Below are 18,933 nucleotides of genomic sequence, written 5' to 3'. Positions count from 1 at the left end.
TGAAAGCACAAACGGTTAGCATTGTGATTCTATGGTTCGTTCCCAAGCGATCAGGTTTCGTGGAAAAGCATATGACTGAAAAAAGCGACGTCGCGGAAATCGAAGAGGCCGAAGCTGGCTTGACCGGGTTCTTCGAACGATACAGGCCCTATCTCACCTCGCTTGCCGTAACGATCGTCTTCGCTCTGATGACGGTTACGATCTACAAGCTGACGTCGGAAGTCAGATATGACGATATTGTCATGGCGCTCGCCGACACCAGCTGGAAATCCGCTTTTCTGGCGGTGCTGTTCACGGCCCTCAGTTTCGCAGCGCTGATTTGCTACGATGCGAATGCCATCGAATATATCGGCAAGAAGCTGCCGACGCCATCAGTCATCGCAACTGCTTTCATCGCTTATGCGGTGGGCAACACGGCTGGTTTCGGCCCCTTGAGCGGCGGCGCGATACGCTTCCGTGCATATTCGCGCCTGGGACTGACACCGAGCGATATTGCCCGCATCATCGCTTTCGTCACTCTTTCTTTCGGTCTTGGCCTGCTTGCGGTCAGCGCATTATCCACCCTCATCGTCGCGCCACGCGTTGCAAGCATCATTGGTGTGGAAGCCGGATGGCTGCGCGGCATTGCGCTGGTCGTCATCGCCATACTGGCAACGTTGATGTTCTTGGGCCGCAACGGCAAGGTGATCCAGATATGGCAGCTCAAGCTTCGCCTGCCGGATAGCCGCACGTCGTCGCGCCAGTTCCTTGTTTCGGCCTTGGATATCGCTGCGTCTGCTTCCGTTCTCTACGTGCTATTGCCGGAAACGAATGTTGGCTGGCCCTCCTTCTTCGCGATCTACGCCACCGCTGTCGGCCTCGGTGTTCTCAGCCACGTTCCTGCGGGTCTTGGCGTTTTCGAAACGGTGATGGTTGCCGGTCTCGGCAACGCAATCAGCCTCGATCAACTTCTCGGTGGTCTTGTTCTTTACCGCATGGTCTACCATGTGCTGCCACTGCTGGTCGCGATCATCCTGATGCTCGTTACCGAAATGAAGCAATTTGCCGCAAAGCCTGTGATGACCGATATCGGCAATCTGGCGGGACGGCTCGCGCCATCGTTGCTTTCTGCCTACGCGCTGATCCTCGGCACGATGCTGATCTTTTCGAGCGTTACCCCGACACCGGACAGTAATCTCGATTTCCTTTCCACCTTCGTGCCGCTGCCGATCATCGAAGCCGCTCACTTTCTCTCTAGTATTCTCGGTCTCGTGCTGGTCGTCGCGTCCCGTGGCCTCAGCCAGCGGCTGGACGGCGCGTGGTGGGTGGCGCTGGTTGCAGCCGCGGGCGGTTTGTTCCTGTCACTGATCAAGGCCATCGCCGTTTTCGAGGCCATCTTCCTCGCCATTTTCATCGTGGCGCTGTTTTTCAACATTCGCGCCTTTAACCGCCACGCTTCACTGCTGCGTCAAGCGCTTGGCCCCGCTTGGATTGCCGCAATGGCCGTCATTGTGGCAGGCGCGGCGACCATACTCTTTTTCGTGTATCGCGATACGGATTACAGCCAGACCCTCTGGTGGCAGTTCGAATTTTCAGAAGAAGCGCCGCGCGGACTGCGCGCGCTGTTAGGACTGGTGCTCGCCTCCTCTACCGTAGCAATCTTCAGCCTTTTGCGTCCGGTGATCTATCGACCCGAGGAAATACATTCCGATGACATCGAAAAAGCGACCGCCATCGTCCAGAAGCAGGATGTTGCCGACGCTAATCTGGTGCGTATGGGCGACAAGCATGTGATGTTTTCGGAAAACGGTAACGCCTTCATCATGTATGGCATTCGCGGGCGTTCATGGATTGCACTGGCCGATCCGGTGGGTGATGAGCGGGATTTTGCCGATCTGGTCTGGCAGTTCGTGGAGAGTGCGCGCGCTTCCGGCGGACGTGCCGTATTCTATCAGATTTCGTCCGCCGTTCTGCCATATTGCACAGATGCCGGGCTTCGCTCCTTCAAACTGGGCGAACTGGCGATGATCGACCTCACCCGCTTCGAGCTGAAGGGCGGAAAGCTTGCCAACCTGCGGCAGTCGTTGAGCCGCGGTGCACGGGACGGGCTTACGTTCTCGGTTATCGACAGGCCTGGGGTCGCGGATATCTACGACGACCTGAAGGGTGTCTCGGACTCCTGGCTGGAGCATCATAACACCCGCGAAAAGACCTTCTCGCTCGGCGCCTTCGAACGGGATTACATCCTGTCGCAGCCTGTGGCCGTGCTGCACAAGGACGGCGAGATTACCGCATTCGCCAACCTGATGGTGACGGAAACCAAGAAGGAAGTGACCGTCGATCTGATGCGTTTTTCGCCGGACGCACCACGCGGCTCAATGGACTTTCTGTTCGTAAGCATTATTGAATATATGCGTGAGCAGGGATATTCTTATTTCAACCTAGGCATGGCGCCGCTCTCAGGCATGTCCAAGCGTGATGCGGCTCCGGTATGGGATCGCATCGGAGGAACCCTATTCGAGCACGGTGAACGTTTTTACAATTTCAAGGGACTGCGAGCGTTCAAATCCAAATTCCACCCCAAATGGGAACCACGTTACGTTGCCGTGTCGAACGGTACGAGTGCAGCACTGGCATTGATGGATGCAACCGTTCTGATCAGCGGCGGCGTCAGAGGAGTGATCGGCAAATGACGGGTTTGAAACATCTCAAGGCTGCGCTGCTTGCAGCGGCATTCCTTTTTCCCGTAGCCGCCTCCGCGCAGGACAACAAGGCGGATTACCAGACCGGCATGATCCCCGCCGATCACATCATGCTGCCGGATGGAGAACTGACCTCCAGCGTATTCCTGATTTCGGATGAAAACGGCTGGGGTCCGGAAGAGCAGGCGCAGGCCGATGCGCTTCTCGAAAAAGGCGCCGCCGTCGTCGGTATCGATCTTCCGAAATATCTGGAAGCGCTGAAAGCCGATGACGACGACTGCATCTACATGATTTCCGACATCGAGGAACTCGCGCAGGAAATCCAACGCAAGGCCGGAGTTTCCAACTATAGCCCACCGCTAATCGCCGGTATCGGCGAAGGCGGCACGCTGGCGCTGGCGATGATAGCGCAGAGCCCGGCTGCAACGGTTGGCGAAGCCGTGGCCGTCGATCCGGTTGCCGGTATTCCGCTGGAAAAGGTTTTGTGCACGCCAGCGACCAAGCAGAAGGACAATGGCCGCACCATTTACGGCCTGACGGATGGTCCACTGCCTGCGCCGGTCAACGTGCTGTTTACGAGCAAGGCCGACCAAAAGGGCCGAGACCACGTCAACACGCTGGTGCAATCGCATCCCGATATCGACGTCAGCGACGTGAAGGACGACGCGCAGGCGGCACTGATTCAGATCCTGCAGGACCGGATTGAGGCCGCCGCGAATTCGGACAATCCACTCGGCTTGCCGCTGACGGTGCTGGAGGCCAAGCCGACGATGGACACGATGGCGATCATCTACTCCGGCGACGGCGGCTGGCGCGACCTGGACAAGGATGTCGGCGACTTTCTACAGAAGGACGGGGTTCCGACCATCGGCGTGGACTCCCTTCGTTACTTCTGGTCCGAAAAGAAACCAGAGGAGATCTCAAGCGATCTTTCGCGGATCATCGAGACTTACCGTAAGGAGTTCAAGGTCGACAAGGTTCTGCTGATTGGCTACTCATTCGGTGCAGACATTTTGCCGGTCGCGTTTAATAATCTCGCCGATAAAGACAAAGCCAGAGTGGTCCAAATGAGCCTGTTGTCCCTCTCGCACGAAGTCTCTTACGAAATTTCTGTCGGCGGATGGCTTGGCGTTTCCGCCGATGGCGCGGAAGACCCGGTCAATGATCTGGCTAAGATCGACCCCAAGATTGTTCAGTGTGTTTATGGAACGGACGATGAGGATGCGGCCTGCCCCGCTTTGAAGGACAAGGGCGTCGAAATCATCGGCATCGATGGTGGGCACCATTTCGATGAGGATTACGAGGCGCTTACCAAGCGTATCGTCGCTTCGCTGAAGAACCGGCTGCTAAAATAAGCGCTTGTCGACATATTGAATACAAGGGCGCATCTTTGTAAAGCTTGGCGGCACGTACTGAAAGGCCGCCAACTATGCTAACAGCAAACAAGCCCTCCCCCATCTTCGATGCCGAGAGAATTCAACGGATTGCCCTGCTGCGGCACAAGATGACCGAACATAATGTCGGTGCGGTTCTGCTTGGCTCGACCGAAAGCCTTCGCTATTTCACCGGTCTTATCTGGCATCAAAGTGAGCGCCTGCTGGGTGCAGTTATCACCGCGACCGACCTGCACTATATCGTCCCGGGCTTCGAGAAGAGCCGCGTCGATACGCTGCCGCACATCGGTGGCGAGGTTCATCTCTGGCAGGAAGAAGAAAGCCCTGCGACGCTTGTGGCCTCTCTGGTCGGCGAGCACGGGCGCGTTGCGCTGGATGATGCGCTGCCACTGTTCACCTATCACGCTCTGGCGCAAAAGCTGGGACAGTATCGCCTTATCGACGGCAGCCGTCTGATCCGTGATCTCCGCTGCCGCAAGTCGGCGTCTGAAATCGCCATCATCAAATATGCCATGGGCCTGACGCTCGAAGTTCAGAAGCGGGCGCATTCTATCATGAAGCCCGGCACTCGCGCCTCGGACGTCGTGCGCTTCATCGATGAGCAGCACCGCGAGCTTGGCGAAAGCGGCTCGACATTCTGCATCGTTTCCTTCGGTGCGGCCACTTCACTTCCGCATGGGGCCGAGGGCGACCAGATACTGAAGGATCGCGACGTCATTCTGGTCGATACCGGGACGCGCATCGATGGCTATCACTCCGATCTGACCCGCACCTATGTGCTGGATGAGCTGGGCGCCGATTTCGCGAAGGCCTGGACAATCGAGCGGGAAGCACAACAGGCCGTGTTCGATGCGGCCAAGCTCGGTGCCGCCTGTAGTACGCTGGATGACGCCGCCCGCGAAGTTCTGGCGAGACATGGGCTGGGGCCGGGTTACGCGCTACCCGGTCTGCCCCACCGTGCCGGACACGGACTGGGTCTCGAAATTCACGAGGAGCCATATATTGTGCGCGGCAACGGGCAAACACTTGCTGAGGGCATGTGTTTTTCCAACGAACCCATGCTGGTCTACCCGGATCGCTTCGGTATTCGCTTGGAAGACCACATCTATATGAGCGCAGAAGGCGCACGCTGGTTCACGCAACCCGCCAACTCTCCGACCGAACCTTTTGCATAACTTATCGACACCGAGCGATTTTGCGCTTGCGCAGCAAATATAGATTTTCTATCCCAAGGCATACTGAGGGAGCGAGCGATGTCCGTGGTCGAAAAAAGAAAAACAAAAACACCCATACTTGTAGATCGCATCGCCGAATTCGTGGAGAAGATTAAGTCGACGGTCAAGAAAGACGGGACTTACGACACCAAAAAGATCGGCCAACTCTGGGACCAGGAAGTTCGCTTTCATTTCGACAATGGCCGCACAGCGAAAACGCTCGAACTCTACATCGTCAAATATAGATATGCGCTGAAGGATGCGTTCGGTCCGAAGACGACGCCGCTTGCCATCTGCAACATGAAGAAGCTGCGCGAGCGGCTCGATACCTTTATCAGCCGCGGGGATTACCCGCAGCAGGGCGTCGCAAGCTCAATAGCGGACAAGCTGGAGCGGGCCGAACTCAACAGCGTTGGGCGCAAACCGCGCTTCCTGTTGCGTGTTTCCGACTTCATCTCCGCCATCAACGGCATGACGAAAAAGGAAGAGATGCAGGCCCTGTGGGATGCCGAGATGGCTTCGATGGGCGACAAGGCGCAGGCGACGGTCATTTCCTACATCACCAAATATCGCAACGCGATCCGCGAAGCATTTGGCGATCAGCACCCGATGTTGCGCATCGCTGCCGGCACGCCGCAGCTTTACGACGAAGCGCGCAAGGCCAAGATGGCGAAGATCGCCGTCAAGCATGGTTCGCTCGTCACCTTCGAAAACTATGGCGAAGTGATGCGGCGTTGTCGCCGCTTCCTGCTGTCCTCCGACCCCATGACCATCGGCATTGGGCTGATTGGCACGACCGGACGGCGGCCTTTCGAGGTTTTCACGCAGGCAGAATTGTCACCCGCCCCCTATGGTAAGGGCGTCTCCAAATGGAGCGTGCTTTTCAACGGACAGGCGAAAACCAAACAGGGCGAGGGCACGAAATTCGGCGTGACCTACGAAATTCCGGTGTTGGAACAATCCCGGATCGTTCTCGATGCCTATCGCCGTCTGCGGGAAAGCAGTGACGGCAAACTTTGGCTCGGCATGAGCGTGGATGACTTTTCATCCGACGCTCGGTTGCCGTTGCGCGACGCGATGATCGCAAAATTCGAGGATGTCTGGCCAAAGGAAGAGCCGCCAAAGCCCTATGGCCTACGCCACCTCTACGCCGAGATCGCATATCGCAATTTCGCGCCTTCCAGCGTCACTAAGAACAGCTATTTCGCCGCTATTCTCGGCCACAACAACAACGACCTTGAGACGTCATTGTCCTATATGTCTTATACGTTCCCCGAGGATGAGGTGGACTCGAAAGCGCGGGCCGAGCGGGTGGCTGATAGAACGATACGGCAGATGATTAGTGTGAACCAGATGCCGGGTTTTGGGGAGTGAGGTAGACGTAGCGTAGAAGAGCGCGACCCCTCACTTGCAATTTCTAACACTCAGCTGAAGCTAAGGTGTTGAAATTGCTTTATCTCCCACAGGGAGAGAGATAAATTCGCCTCACCGTTGCGATAAGCTCCCTACCTCTACCCCTGTGAGAGAGGAAGAAAAATCATGATCTTAGCGCAAGCTAAGTCATAGATTTTTCAGGTGAGGCGTGCAGACGCAGGCAATACAGTCAATGGTGTGACGGCTTCAAGAAGCCCTCGCTTTCGCAGCCTGTACCCGCGGATCCGGATCAAGCCCAGCCGCAAGCAACTTCTGCGTATACTCCTTAACCGGCGTTTCGAAAATCTGCCGCACTGTTCCCATTTCAACGATATTGCCGTTCTGCATGACCATGACGTGGTCAGCGAAATCTCGAACCACTGGCAGATCGTGCGCAATGAAAATGAAAGCGATACCGAGTTCACGGCGCAGTTTGTCGAGAAGGGCAATGACCTGCGCCTGGATAGAGACGTCGAGCGCCGACACCGCCTCGTCGCAAACGATAAGTTCGGGCTCCAGTGCAAGAGCGCGGGCAATGGCGATGCGCTGGCGCTGACCGCCGGAAAACTGGTGCGGATAACGTGACGCATGTGCAGGTGACAGACCCACTTGCGCGAGCAACTCTGCTACCCGAGCGCGCCACTTCGCCTTGGGCAGAATTTCCGGGTGAATGACCCAAGCCTCGGAAATGAGTTGATAGACCGACATTCGCGGATTGAGCGATTGTGTTGGATCCTGAAAAACCATCTGCATCTGGCGACGAAGGCCGTAAAGTTCCTTCGGCGGCATTGTCAGGAGGTCACGTCCTTTCCAGTAGGCATGACCACTGTCGGAGGGCTCAAGCCGCAACAACGCACGTGCAAGAGTAGATTTCCCCGACCCGCTTTCGCCGACGACAGCAAGCGTCTCGCCCGGCATAAGGTTGAAGGACACACCCTTTAAAGCCTTGAATGCACCGTAGGATTTTTCCAGATACTCGACACGCAGCAGAGGCTCACCCTTGGCATCCGGCTCGTGCATCTCTCCCTTGCCGGGCGCTGCTGAAATGAGCTTGAGCGTGTAGGGATGTTTGGGATTGTGATAGACATCCTCCGGCGTTCCGGACTCAACAATCTCACCGGAATTCATGACAACGACACGATCTGCGATTTCAGCAACCACGCCGAGGTCGTGAGTAATCAGCAGAAGGCCCATACCGGTTTCTTTTTGCAATTCGCCCAGAAGCTTCAGTACTTCCGCCTGAACGGTCACGTCGAGCGCGGTCGTCGGTTCGTCTGCGATGACGATGTCCGGCTTCATGGCAAGCGCCATGGCAATCATGATGCGCTGACGCTGGCCGCCGGAGAACTGGTGAGGATACTTCTCCATAGCCGCTTCTGGCGATGGCAGACCGACGCGAGTGAACAGTTCGATAGCGCGTCTGCGCGCCGCGTCTGCCTGAAGACCATGCACCTTCATGACCTCGATGATCTGCCAACCAACGGTGTAGACCGGGTTGAGGTGGCTCAGCGGATCCTGAAAGATCATGGCAATCCGCTTGCCGTTGATCTCCCGGCGCTGCTCATCATTCATGCTCAACAGGTTCTGGCCGGAGAACAGCACCTGCCCGCTGGTGATTTCACCGGGCGGCATATCGATGAGGTTCATGATGGCGGAAGCTGAAACCGACTTGCCTGAACCGCTTTCACCAAGGATCGCAAGCGTTTCGCCGCGATCCAGATGCCAGCTGATGTCTTTGACCGCTTTGACGATGCCGCCTGCGGTGTGGAACTGGACGGAAAGATCGCGGACTTCCAGCAGATGATCAGCCATTCTTCTTTCCTCCGATTTCCAGTCTCCAGCGCTGAACAGGATCGAGCGCGATACGCATCCAGTTGGACAGAAGGTTGAGCGAGAGCGTGGTGAGAATGATGGCGAGACCCGGCCAGAAAGCCAGCCACCAGGCATTCGTCAGGTACTGCTTGCCCTGCGCGACCATCAGACCCCAGGTGATTTCCGGCGGCTGAATGCCGATGCCGAGGAAGGACAGGGAGGATTCCGCCAGCATGACGAAGGCGAAATCGAGCGTCGCAATCGTCACCAGCGTCGGAATGACCATCGGCAGGATGTGGCGGAAGACGATGCGCATGGACGATGCGCCCATGACTTCCGCCGCCTGCACGAACATGCGTTGACGGATTTCCAGCACTTCGGCACGCGTGGTGCGCAAGTAGATCGGGATGCGGGTGATGGCGAGAACGATGATGATGTTCCCGACCGATGGCGCCAGCATGTAGAGCACGATGACGGCGAGCAGCAGCGACGGAAAGGACATGATGACGTCGGCCAGACGCATGATGATATTAGACACGCGCTGCGAGGCATAACCGGCCACCAGCCCCAGAAGCGAACCCATGATGGCCGAGCAGACAACGGCACCGGCGGCAATCATCATCGTATTCTGGGCCGCGACCACGATGCGGGCAAGAAGCGAACGGCCCAACGCATCCGCACCAAGCACGAACATCCAGCCATTGGCGAGGCTGAACGGCGCCATGTTGCGGGCGCGCAGGTTCATGGCGGTCGCTGAATCGTTCAGGAGCATCGGCCCGAAGAGTGCGCAGAACACGGCAAAGATCAGAAACAGCGTGGCGACGAAGGCGAACTTGTCCCGCCACAACATGCCGAGAACAACGGCAAAGCGGCTGCGTTCTTTGGCCTCAGTGGTCTCAATCTGTGGAATTGTACTGGTCATGGTCATGGCCTCACGTCCGCAGGCGAGGATCGAGCGCCGCATAGGCAAGGTCGATCAGCAGGTTCATGATGAAGATGGCGATGGCAGTGACCATGATCGCCGCGAGAATGACATTGAAATCTCGCTGGAGAATGGAATCGATCATGAGCTTGCCGACGCCGGGGAAGCCGAAAATGGTTTCCACCACCACAGCACCATTGAGCATGGCAGCGGCCTGATCGCCAATAACCGTGATGACCGGCAGCATGGCATTGCGTAGCGTGTGTACGAAGATGATGGCGCGGTTGCCGACACCCTTGGCGCGCGCCGTCTTCACATAGGCCGAGCCGAAGGCGGTGAGCATGGAGCCGCGAACGATCTGCAGAATAAGGCCGAAGGGGCGGATGAAGAGAACCGCAATCGGCAAAATCCAGTGCCAGATGGTGCCTGTGCCAGAGGTTGGAACCCAGCCGAGCGTGACGGAGAACACGACAATGCCGACGATGGCGATCCAGAAATCCGGGGCGGATGCGCCAATCAGCGATACCAGCGACACGAAGCGATCGAACAGGCCGCCGGGGCGGAAGGCTGCGAGCGAACCGATGACGATAGCGGCGACAGTGACGAGCGAGATGGTGATCAGCGCCAGTTGCAGCGTCCAGGTGAAGGCTTCCAACACGACGTCGATGGCGGGACGCGCCTTGCGCAGACTATCACCGAAGTCCAGATGCAGCACATCCCAGACGTAACGACCGAATTGCTCGATCAGCGGGTCATTCAGACCGTGAAGTTCGCGGAACTTGTCCAGCATCTCCTGGCTGGCGTCGATCGGCAGGAACAGAGCCGCCGGATCGCCGGTGAGCCTTGAGAGGAAGAACACGATAACGATAAGCGCAACCAGCGAGAACAGGCTCGATATGATCCGCTTGTAAATCTTCTTTCCCATCGAACTTTCTCCGGTGATGGAGAAAAGGCGGAACTGAGCCCGCCTTTTCCGATTGGCGTTGGGTTGGATTACTTGAAGCTGATTTCAGACAGCTGCAAGGAAGAGTTCGTGGCAATGGTGGGCTTGAACTCGATGCGTGGGTTGACGCGGGCAAAACCAACCATGTGGAACATCAGGACATCCGCAACCTCGTCATTGTAGAGATAGGCGATGAGCTTCTGCCAGTCCTTGGTGCGCTGCTCGCCGGTGGCAGCACTTGCATCCGCAATCATCTTGTCCACTTCCGGGTTGGCGATACCGGACTGACGGCCCTTGCTGTCATATTTGAAGTACATGGAGAACACAGGATCGCCGCGGGAGTTATCGTGCTGGGCAGCAACGAGCTGCGGACCACGATTTTCCGGATATGGCTTGGAATACTGCTTCTCGAATTCCGCCACTTCATACATCTGAAGCTTGGTCTTGAAACCGACGGCTTCGAACATCTGCTGGGCGGCTTCCAGAACTTCGACGACATTCGGGAAGTTGTTGGTGCGTCCGACGATGGTGATCGGCGTATCCACCGGCACGCCATCGGCCTTGGCTTCCTCAAGCAGCTTCTTTGCGCCTTCAGGATCGAAAGGCATCGGCTTCACATCCGGGTTCCAGCCAAGCGTGCTGGGCGGAACCATGGCAACGGCCTTCACCGCGCCCTTCGGCAAAAGCGTGCCGATGAAGGCATCGCGGTCCAGCGCCATGTTCAGTGCCTTGCGAACGCGCACGTCATCCAGCGGCTTGATGGAGGTATCGACGCGCATGTAGAAGGTTTCGGAATTCAGATAGCTGAAATCGATCTTCGCATCCGTCGCATCCAGTTCGGAAATATTCGGCGCAAGATCCGCCTCGCCTGCCTTGACCATGGCCGCACGAACGGCTGGATCGGCACGGAAGACATAGGTTGCCTTGGTGACATCGGGAGCCTTGCCCCAGTAATCGTCACGGCGCTCCAGCGTGATGTTCTGGCCAGCCTTCCATTCGGTCAGCTTATAAGGGCCGGTGCCGATTGGGTTGCGGGTGAATTCCAGCGGCGTTTCCGAGGGAACGATGGTGACGAGCGTCATCAGAAGCGGCAGGATCGGCTGTGCCGGGTCTGCGGTAATGTCGATGGTGTTATCATCCACCACATTGGCGGAAATCTTGGTATCGCCGAAATAGCGTGGCGTTTCGCAGGAGAGCTTGCTGCTCATGGCACGTTCGATGGAATGCTTCACATCGCCCGCATCGAAAGCCGAACCATCGGAGAACTTTGCGCCCTTGCGCAGATGGAAGCGCCAGGTGCCGGGCTTGGACTCTTCCCACTTTTCAGCGAGGCGTGGCTGAAGGCCCTTGTTGTTGCGAACGTCGAGCTCGGTCAGCGTTTCCGACACATTCTGAAGAATGATGCGTCCGATGTTGGAGCGCGTGGCCATGCATGGCTCCACGAGGTCCACTTCTTCATCCAGAACGATGGTGACGTCCTTGCCTGCGCTTTGCGCGTAGCTTGGCGTTACCGCAGACGCAGCCAGCAGCGCGCCGATGAGCAGTCTTGTACCCTTCATGACTTCCTCCCTGATGAACAGCGCCCGGACCTTTTCCAGGCCCGGGATTGCGCTGCCGATGCTCCTCACATTGACTGGACATAAACTTGAACCGGCATCATCAATTTGTCAACTTAATATCTTCTTTACAGAAATTTCTTATCGTTTTAATTATATAATATATTGTTTTTATTGTTTTATTTTGATTTCATACGCCAAAACACTAAGGCAATATGCATCAATCCAACTTGACAACATTTGTTTACAAGCGGATTATCTCCACCAACAAGGCACGCGATGGGAGGAAATTCATGACGCCGGACGAGATAGCTGCAAAGATGGATGGGCATCTTTTTGCGGCAGGCCAGGGACGTAAGGAAGCCTTTCTTCCCTCCCCCAAAATCCAGAATCATGCGGCGTTTCTAAGCTTTCTGCCCGGCGGCGAATTGGCTTGCGCATGGTTCGGTGGAACGCTGGAAGGCAAGTCCGATATTTCCATTCATATCTCGATGCTGGCGGATGGCGCAGACACATGGTCGAAGGCTCACCTTGCCAGCCATGACGAGGAACGTTCCGAACAGAATCCGATGATCTATGTGAAGCCGGATGGACACATCCTGCTTTTCCACACCGCGCAGCCTTCCGGCAATCAGGATGAGAGCCGCGTGATGATGCACGATCTTTCCGCGACGAACGGTGAAATCACATCCGGCCCGGCCCGCGATATCGGTCTGGCCAACGGAACCTTCATCCGCGCCACCATCGTACGCCGCGATGATGGCGCGTGGATGCTGCCGCTCTTCCTCTGCAATCCGCGCCCCGGCGCGAAATGGACCGGCACGCATGATACGGCGGCTGTCGCCGTCAGCACCGACGAAGGCAAGACTTGGGCGGTGACCGATGTGCCGGACAGTTTCGGCTGTGTGCACATGACCATCGTGTCCCTGGGCGGACAGGACATGGCCGCCTTCTTCCGCCGCCGCCAGTCGGATTTCGTCTATCGAACCGAAAGCCGCGACGGCGGACGCAGTTGGTCCGTACCGCAGGCGACGGATGTGCCGAACAACAATTCCTCGATTGCCGCCATTCGCCTAGCCGATGGCCGCGTGGCGCTGCTGTGCAATCCGGTTTCTGCCGCCACATCCGATGCGCGCCGCGAGTCTCTCTACGACGAGCTTGGCGAGGACGACCATCGCCCGAATGCGGAAGGTGGCATCACTCCAATCTGGGGCGTGCCGCGCGCGCCGGTGACGCTGTGCGTTTCCTCAGATGGCGGCAAGAGCTTCCCGCAGCGGCGCATCGTGGAAGACGGTCCCGGCACCTGCCTTTCGAACAATTCGGTCGATGGCCGCAACAAGGAAATGTCTTACCCGGCGCTTTTGGAAGGCAAGGACGGCACGCTGCACCTTGCCTACACCTATTACCGACGCGCCATCAAATACGTGCAGCTTGAAAAAGGCTGGATCGACGGAGAAAACGCATGAGCGATATCGTTGGCATAACCATGGGCGACCCGGCTGGCGTCGGCCCGGAAATCACCATCAAGGCCCTGACCGAAATGAGCGCCGAGGACCGGGCCAACACCCGCGTTTTCGGCAACCTCAAGCAGCTTGAGGCCGCCAAGACGGCACTCGGTTCCGACCTCGACCTGACGGGTCTTGTCGAAGACATCGAGATCGAAGGTGCGCCGGTTGCATGGGGCAAGCTCAGCTCGGTCTCGGGCGACGCTTCCTTCCGCTTTATCGACAGCGCCGTGAAAGCGGCAAGCGCAGGCAAGATCGGCTGCATCGTAACGGCTCCGATCAACAAGGAAGCGCTGAACTCCGCTGGCCACCATTATGATGGCCATACCGGCATGCTGACCTCGCTGACCGGCTCCAAATCCGCCTTCATGCTGCTGGCTTCGGATCGCCTCAAGGTCATCCATGTCTCGACCCACGTAGCATTGAAGGATGCGATCACCCGCGCCAAGCCGGAGCGTATTCTGGCAACCATTCGCGCTGGTAACGATCACCTGAAACGCATCGGTTACGACAAGCCGAAGATTGCCGTTGCAGGCATCAACCCGCATTGCGGCGAGAACGGTCTGTTCGGCACTGAGGATGATGAATTCGTTGCGCCCGCCGTTGCGCAAGCACGCGCCGAGGGCATCGATGTTTACGGCCCGATTTCTGCCGATACGGTCTACCACCGCGCCTATCAGGGCGGGTTCGACCTCGTCATCGCGCAGTACCACGATCAGGGCCATATCCCTATCAAGCTCGTCGCCTTCGACACCGCCGTCAACGTGTCCGTTGGCCTGCCCATCGACCGCACCTCGGTCGATCACGGCACCGCCTTCGACATTGCCGGAACCGGCAAGGCCAACCACGTCAACATGAATGCGGCCATCGCTTATGCCCGCAAGTTGATTGCAGGAAAGAAGAAGAACAATGGCTAATGCATTCGATATCAGCGGCGTCTACTGCGCCGCAACAACCGCGATCGCTGAAGACGGCACGCCGGATTTCCGCCTGTTTACCGCCCATTGCAAAGCGCTGATCGAAGAAGGCTGCGATGGCGTGGCGCTTCTCGGCACCACGGGCGAGGCCAATTCCTTCGGCCTCAAGCAGCGCATGGACATTCTGGAAAAAGCGATTGCGGGCGGTGTTCCCGCAGCAAAGCTTCTGCCCGGCACCGCACAGACGGCCGTCTCCGATACCATCGAACTGACCCGTCATGCGGTGCAAGCAGGCGTTCCCGCCGTCGTTCTGCTGCCGCCCTTCTACTACAAAGGCGTGAGCGCCGAGGGCATTTACCGCGCCTATGCCAAGGTGATCGAGGGCGTGAAAGATGATCGCCTCAAGGTCATTCTCTACCATATTCCGCAGGTATCCGGCGTTGCCATTCCGCATGATGTGATTGCACGTCTGCGCAAGGATTTCCCCGGCGTGGTCGTCGGCATCAAGGATAGCTCCGGCGATCTGGACAATATGAAGGCCATGGTTGCCGCCTTCCCCGGCTTTGGCGTTCTGGCCGGTGCCGACCCCGTGCTGCTGCCGCTGTTGCAGGTGGGCGGCGCTGGCTGCATCACCGCCAGCTCCAACCTCGTTGCATCAGATCTTCGCATCGTCTTCGACAACTGGAACATCGCGGGCAAGGAAGAGATCGTGAAGGCCGCTCAGGACAGGATCGTCGCCTGGCGCGAACTGACCAATTCCTATGTGCAGCTTCCAACCGTGAAAGCCATGGTGGCGAAGCGTCGCGGCGATAATGGCTGGCTGCGCGTGCACCCGCCACTGGTGGAGCTTTCCGATGCGGAACGCGAAACCGTCTGGGCGCGCATGGATGCGCTGGGACAGCAGTAAGGAGCAGGATCATGGATGCCATGGCACGGCCAATAACACTGCATCAACCGAAGCGACTGGAAATCGGCGCGGGCGCATCCTCCAAGCTTGGAGAATGGGCCGCAGGCACCAAGCGCGTGCTGGTGATTGCCACCGAACATACGGTGGGCTTCGTTGACCGGCTGAAGCTTTCCGGCGATATCGAAATCTTCTCGAACATTCCGCCGGAGCCGGATGACAAGGCGCTGGATGCCGCATTGGCAACGGCGCGGGCGCTGAAGCCCGATCTCGTCGTCGGTCTCGGCGGCGGCTCGGTGCTGGATGTGGCCAAGCTCGTTGCAGGCTTGTGGGATGGCAACCAGTCTCTGGATGATGTCGTCGGCCCCAACAAGGTGGCAGGCAGACGCACCGCGCTGGCGCAAATCGCGACCACGGCAGGTACGGGCTCCGAAGCGGGTATCCGCGCCCTGATTACCGATAGCGTGACCCATTCGAAGAAGGCGGTGGAAAGCCCGCATCTGCTGGCCGATATTGCCATTCTTGACCCGGAACTGACATGGTCCGTTCCACCGGCGGTGACGGCTGCAACGGGTATCGACGCCATGGCGCATTGTGTTGAGGCCTTCACCAACATCAATGCGCACGACCTGATCGACGGTTACGCCCGCATGGGCATCCGCCTCGTCGGCAAATATCTGTCGCGTGCTGTAGAGAACGGCAAGGATACGGAAGCCCGCGCAGGCATGATGCTCGCCTCCTATTATGGCGGCATCTGCCTCGGCCCGGTCAATACGGCGGCTGGCCACGCGCTGGCCTATCCGCTCGGCACCCGGCTTGGGCTACCGCACGGGCTGGCGAATGCCGTCATCTTCCCGCATGTGCTGGCTTACAACGTGCCGGTGCGCGCGGAAAAGACGGCTGAGGTGTTGGAGGCGCTTGGTCTGGCTGTGGCGAAATACCCGGAAGGCGTGCTCGATGCTGCCTATGGTTTCTGCAAGGGGCTTGGTGTGGAGATGCGGCTTTCCGCTCACAAGGCGAATAAAGCCGATCTTTCGGACTGGGCGACCGAGGCGCATGCGATACGACGGCTGATGAACAACAACCCGCGGGATATGTCGGTGGAGGATGTGCTGGAGGTTTATCGGGCGGCTTATTGAGGGACGCGGTTTGGCGGGTGGCGCTCCCGCCCACCGCCGTCATGCTCGGGCTTGACCCGAGCATCCACCGACGTCTCGCCACCCGCAACGTGGATGGATCCTCGGGTCGAGCCCGAGGATGACGCAAGAGGGAAGGTCAATGCGAGAGCCGGGACCTCCCTGTCGCGACATCGATACAAGGAATGGAAACAGGAATGAGCAGGCATTTCGACAGACTTCTGATCGTTGCGGACGACCTGACGGGCGCGCTGGACACTGCCGCCCCATTCGCCGCTGCGGGAAAAAAAGTCATAGTCGTTGCCGATCAGCGCTTTATCGCCGAAGCCATCGAAAGCGATGCGGATGTCATAACCGTGACGACACGCAGCCGCGAGATACCTGCCGATGAAGCAGCGAACCGCGTTGCCGCCGTGAAAGCCGCGCTGACGCCCGGCATCCGACTGTTCAAGAAGGTCGATTCCCGCCTGAAGGGAAATCTTGAAGAAGAACTTCAGGCACTGAATTTTGAAAGGGCGGTGGTGCTGCCCGGAATTCCCGAGTTCGGTCGTGTTGTCAAAGACGGTATGATCGAAGGGTTTGGGGTGGCGGCCCCAATCTCCATTGCAGAGCGCCTGGGCGCGCTGGCGGATAGATGCCGCTATCCCGATACGCTGACGCCGCAGGATATGCGAGATGTAGCAGAAGAAATCTTGCCAGATGAAATGATGGTTGGTGCGCTGTCGCTTGCCAAGGCCATTGCTGGCAAAGACGACACTCCGCCTCTTGCCTATCCGGGCAAGCGCATTCTGCTCGTCATTGGTTCTCGTGATCCGATTACCGTCGCACAAGTCGGCAAGCTTCGTGCGGAAAGGCCGGACCTCGCCTACATTCCGGCCCCCAATGGCGCCCTGGAGAGCGACATTACCAGAACGGATGCGGCTATAACCCTGCTTCAGGCCGTTGCCTCGAACAAGGAGATCAGCCCGGTTCAGGCCGCGAGTGCCCTTGCCAGTTCGCTTGCGAAACTTGCGCAGGAGGGCGACACCATTCTGCTTTCAGGCGGTGCGACGGCAGAAGCGTTTTTCGACAAACAGGAAATTCATGTCCTGCGCTTTGCGGGAGAGGCAATGCCAGGACTGCCCGTTGCTGAATTTAACGGCACCTTCTACATTACTAAATCTGGTGGATTCGGGACGGAAGAGACACTTCTTCGGTTGGCAAATGCCGTAACGGCTTAGAGAGGCTTAAGACATGCGGGCGATAGAGCAGGTTTCTCATCGCAAGAGTTTAGGCGACGTCGTGTTCGACCGGTTGCAGCACGCCATCAAGTCGGGCGCGTACAAAAACGACGAGCGGCTGCCCACCGAGCACGACCTTGCCGCCGAATTTGAAGTCTCTCGCCCCATCGTACGCGACGCGTTAAAAAAGCTGCGCGACAAGGGTCTGGTTTATTCCCGGCAGGGTGCAGGCAGCTTCGTTCGCAGCGTGGGTGTGAAACAGGCGCTGGGTTTCAGCCCGTTGGAAAACATTGCCGATCTGCAAAACTGTTATGAATTCCGCATGACGGTAGAGCCGGAGGCGGCGGCTTGCGCTGCGGAACGCTATGGTGAGGCCGAGCTTGCGCTGATCACTCGTGCGCTTGCCAGCCTGAAAGAGGCAACGGGCCGCCAGCGCCACCGCGAAGATGCGGATTTTCAGTTTCACCTCGCCATCGCCAAGGCATCCGGTAACACCTATTTTTCGACCGCCATGGAAGCGTTGAAAGACCACATTGCCGTCGGCATGCAGTTTCACGGCCTATCCTTGAAGAATTCCGTTCTCGGCCTTCAGCACGTCTATGACGAACACGCCGCGATCTACGAGGCGATCCGCACCCGCGATTCCGAACTGGCCCGCCGGTTGATGCGCCAGCATCTGCATGGCTCGAGGGCGCGCTTATTCGAAGCGCGCAAGCCGGAGCTTGTCGTCGAGGAAAACGCCGAGTAATTCGCGAACATCAAATCCCGACGTCTTTCACCGACTGCATGACCACGAAGGTAGATGTGTTGGAGACCGATGGTAGACTCGAAATCTTCTCGCCAAGCACGCGCCTGTATTTGCGAATATCCGTGGTGCGAACCTTCAGAAGGTAATCGAAAGCGCCCGCGATCATGTGGCACTCTTCCACTTCCTTGATCTTGCGAACGGCAGCGTTGAACTCATCCAACGCTTTTTCTCGCGTGTCAGAAAGCTTCACTTCGGTGAAGGCGATATGCTCAAGGCCGAGCTTCGCCGGATTGAGTGTAGCGCGGAAGCCGAGGATATAGCCTTCATCGACAAGGCGCTTTAGTCGCGTCTGGCACGGTGTTTTCGAAAGACCGACGCGCTTGGAAAGCTGCAGTACGGACATCCGCCCATCCTCACTCAATGCCTCCATAATTTTCAGATCGAAGTGATCCAAATCGCCTGCATCAGCAGCTTTTACCATCGCTTATTCCCAATATATCGCAAAATAAAAGTCTATATGGACTGATTTAATTTATAAATAAGACCATATCAATTCCGGAAGCGATGA

At 57.7% G+C, this 18,933-nt stretch carries 15 protein-coding genes; 10 read left to right on the top strand and 5 right to left on the bottom strand.

Annotated elements, in window-relative coordinates; all coding sequences use genetic code 11:
• Positions 1–71: 71 nt before the first annotated feature.
• From mprF to G6L28_RS18155, 4 genes are all read left to right on the top strand, one after another.
• Positions 72–2,672: a bifunctional lysylphosphatidylglycerol flippase/synthetase MprF gene (gene mprF / locus G6L28_RS18170; protein WP_174065236.1), complete on the top strand. Its 2,601-nt coding sequence runs from the start codon at positions 72–74 to the stop codon at positions 2,670–2,672.
• Positions 2,669–4,036 carry a virulence factor family protein gene (locus tag G6L28_RS18165; protein WP_174065235.1) on the top strand — a complete coding sequence of 456 codons (1,368 nt, stop codon included), beginning with the start codon at positions 2,669–2,671 and terminating at the stop codon, positions 4,034–4,036. The genes mprF and G6L28_RS18165 overlap by 4 nt, the downstream gene beginning before the upstream one ends.
• Before the next feature lie 74 nt (positions 4,037–4,110).
• Positions 4,111–5,250, top strand: coding sequence for a M24 family metallopeptidase (locus tag G6L28_RS18160; protein ID WP_174065234.1), 1,140 nt, complete (start codon positions 4,111–4,113; stop codon positions 5,248–5,250).
• A 78-nt stretch (positions 5,251–5,328) separates the two neighbouring features.
• Positions 5,329–6,663 (top strand): telomere resolvase, encoded by a 1,335-nt coding sequence (locus G6L28_RS18155; protein WP_174065233.1) that lies wholly within the window; start codon positions 5,329–5,331, stop codon positions 6,661–6,663.
• 246 nt (positions 6,664–6,909) lie between these two features.
• Here the strand turns inward: G6L28_RS18155 and G6L28_RS18150 are convergent, their stop codons facing one another.
• The 4 genes from G6L28_RS18150 to G6L28_RS18135 all read right to left on the bottom strand — a co-directional run bounded on the left by G6L28_RS18150 (position 6,910) and on the right by G6L28_RS18135 (position 11,938).
• The gene (locus G6L28_RS18150; protein WP_174065232.1) at positions 6,910–8,514 is read right to left on the bottom strand and encodes an ABC transporter ATP-binding protein; all 1,605 of its coding nucleotides are present in this window, start codon (positions 8,512–8,514) and stop codon (positions 6,910–6,912) included.
• Entirely contained in the window at positions 8,507–9,442 is a 936-nt protein-coding gene (locus tag G6L28_RS18145) for an ABC transporter permease (protein WP_234902632.1), read from the bottom strand. Before G6L28_RS18145 ends, G6L28_RS18150 begins: the two co-directional genes overlap by 8 nt.
• 4 nt (positions 9,443–9,446) lie before the next feature.
• Complete coding sequence (locus G6L28_RS18140) at positions 9,447–10,361, bottom strand: ABC transporter permease (RefSeq protein ID WP_027675206.1); 915 nt, start codon at positions 10,359–10,361, stop codon at positions 9,447–9,449.
• Positions 10,362–10,429: 68 nt separating this feature from the next.
• Entirely contained in the window at positions 10,430–11,938 is a 1,509-nt protein-coding gene (locus G6L28_RS18135) for an ABC transporter substrate-binding protein (protein ID WP_174065230.1), read from the bottom strand.
• A gap of 290 nt (positions 11,939–12,228) precedes the next feature.
• Here G6L28_RS18135 and G6L28_RS18130 point away from each other — a divergent pair, with 290 nt between their 5' ends.
• From G6L28_RS18130 to G6L28_RS18105, 6 genes are all read left to right on the top strand, one after another.
• A complete protein-coding gene (locus G6L28_RS18130; RefSeq protein WP_174065229.1) occupies positions 12,229–13,401 on the top strand; it encodes a sialidase family protein in 1,173 nt (390 codons plus the stop codon).
• A complete protein-coding gene (pdxA, locus tag G6L28_RS18125; RefSeq protein WP_174065228.1) occupies positions 13,398–14,357 on the top strand; it encodes a 4-hydroxythreonine-4-phosphate dehydrogenase PdxA in 960 nt (319 codons plus the stop codon). Before G6L28_RS18130 ends, pdxA begins: the two co-directional genes overlap by 4 nt.
• Entirely contained in the window at positions 14,350–15,264 is a 915-nt protein-coding gene (locus G6L28_RS18120; protein ID WP_174065227.1) for a dihydrodipicolinate synthase family protein, read from the top strand. The genes pdxA and G6L28_RS18120 overlap by 8 nt, the downstream gene beginning before the upstream one ends.
• 11 nt (positions 15,265–15,275) lie before the next feature.
• The gene (locus G6L28_RS18115) at positions 15,276–16,400 is read left to right on the top strand and encodes an iron-containing alcohol dehydrogenase (protein WP_174065226.1); all 1,125 of its coding nucleotides are present in this window, start codon (positions 15,276–15,278) and stop codon (positions 16,398–16,400) included.
• A 194-nt stretch (positions 16,401–16,594) separates the two neighbouring features.
• The gene (locus tag G6L28_RS18110) at positions 16,595–17,617 is read left to right on the top strand and encodes a four-carbon acid sugar kinase family protein (protein ID WP_174065225.1); all 1,023 of its coding nucleotides are present in this window, start codon (positions 16,595–16,597) and stop codon (positions 17,615–17,617) included.
• Positions 17,618–17,630: 13 nt separating this feature from the next.
• Positions 17,631–18,365 (top strand): FadR/GntR family transcriptional regulator, encoded by a 735-nt coding sequence (locus tag G6L28_RS18105; protein ID WP_174065224.1) that lies wholly within the window; start codon positions 17,631–17,633, stop codon positions 18,363–18,365.
• A 10-nt stretch (positions 18,366–18,375) separates the two neighbouring features.
• Here G6L28_RS18105 and G6L28_RS18100 read toward each other — a convergent pair whose 3' ends face one another.
• Entirely contained in the window at positions 18,376–18,846 is a 471-nt protein-coding gene (locus G6L28_RS18100; protein WP_174065223.1) for an Lrp/AsnC family transcriptional regulator, read from the bottom strand.
• Between the last annotated feature and the right edge of the window lie 87 nt (positions 18,847–18,933).

Source organism: Agrobacterium larrymoorei (assembly GCF_013322225.1).
GTDB lineage: Bacteria > Pseudomonadota > Alphaproteobacteria > Rhizobiales > Rhizobiaceae > Agrobacterium > Agrobacterium larrymoorei_A.
This window is presented reverse-complemented; position numbering and strand designations above follow the sequence as displayed.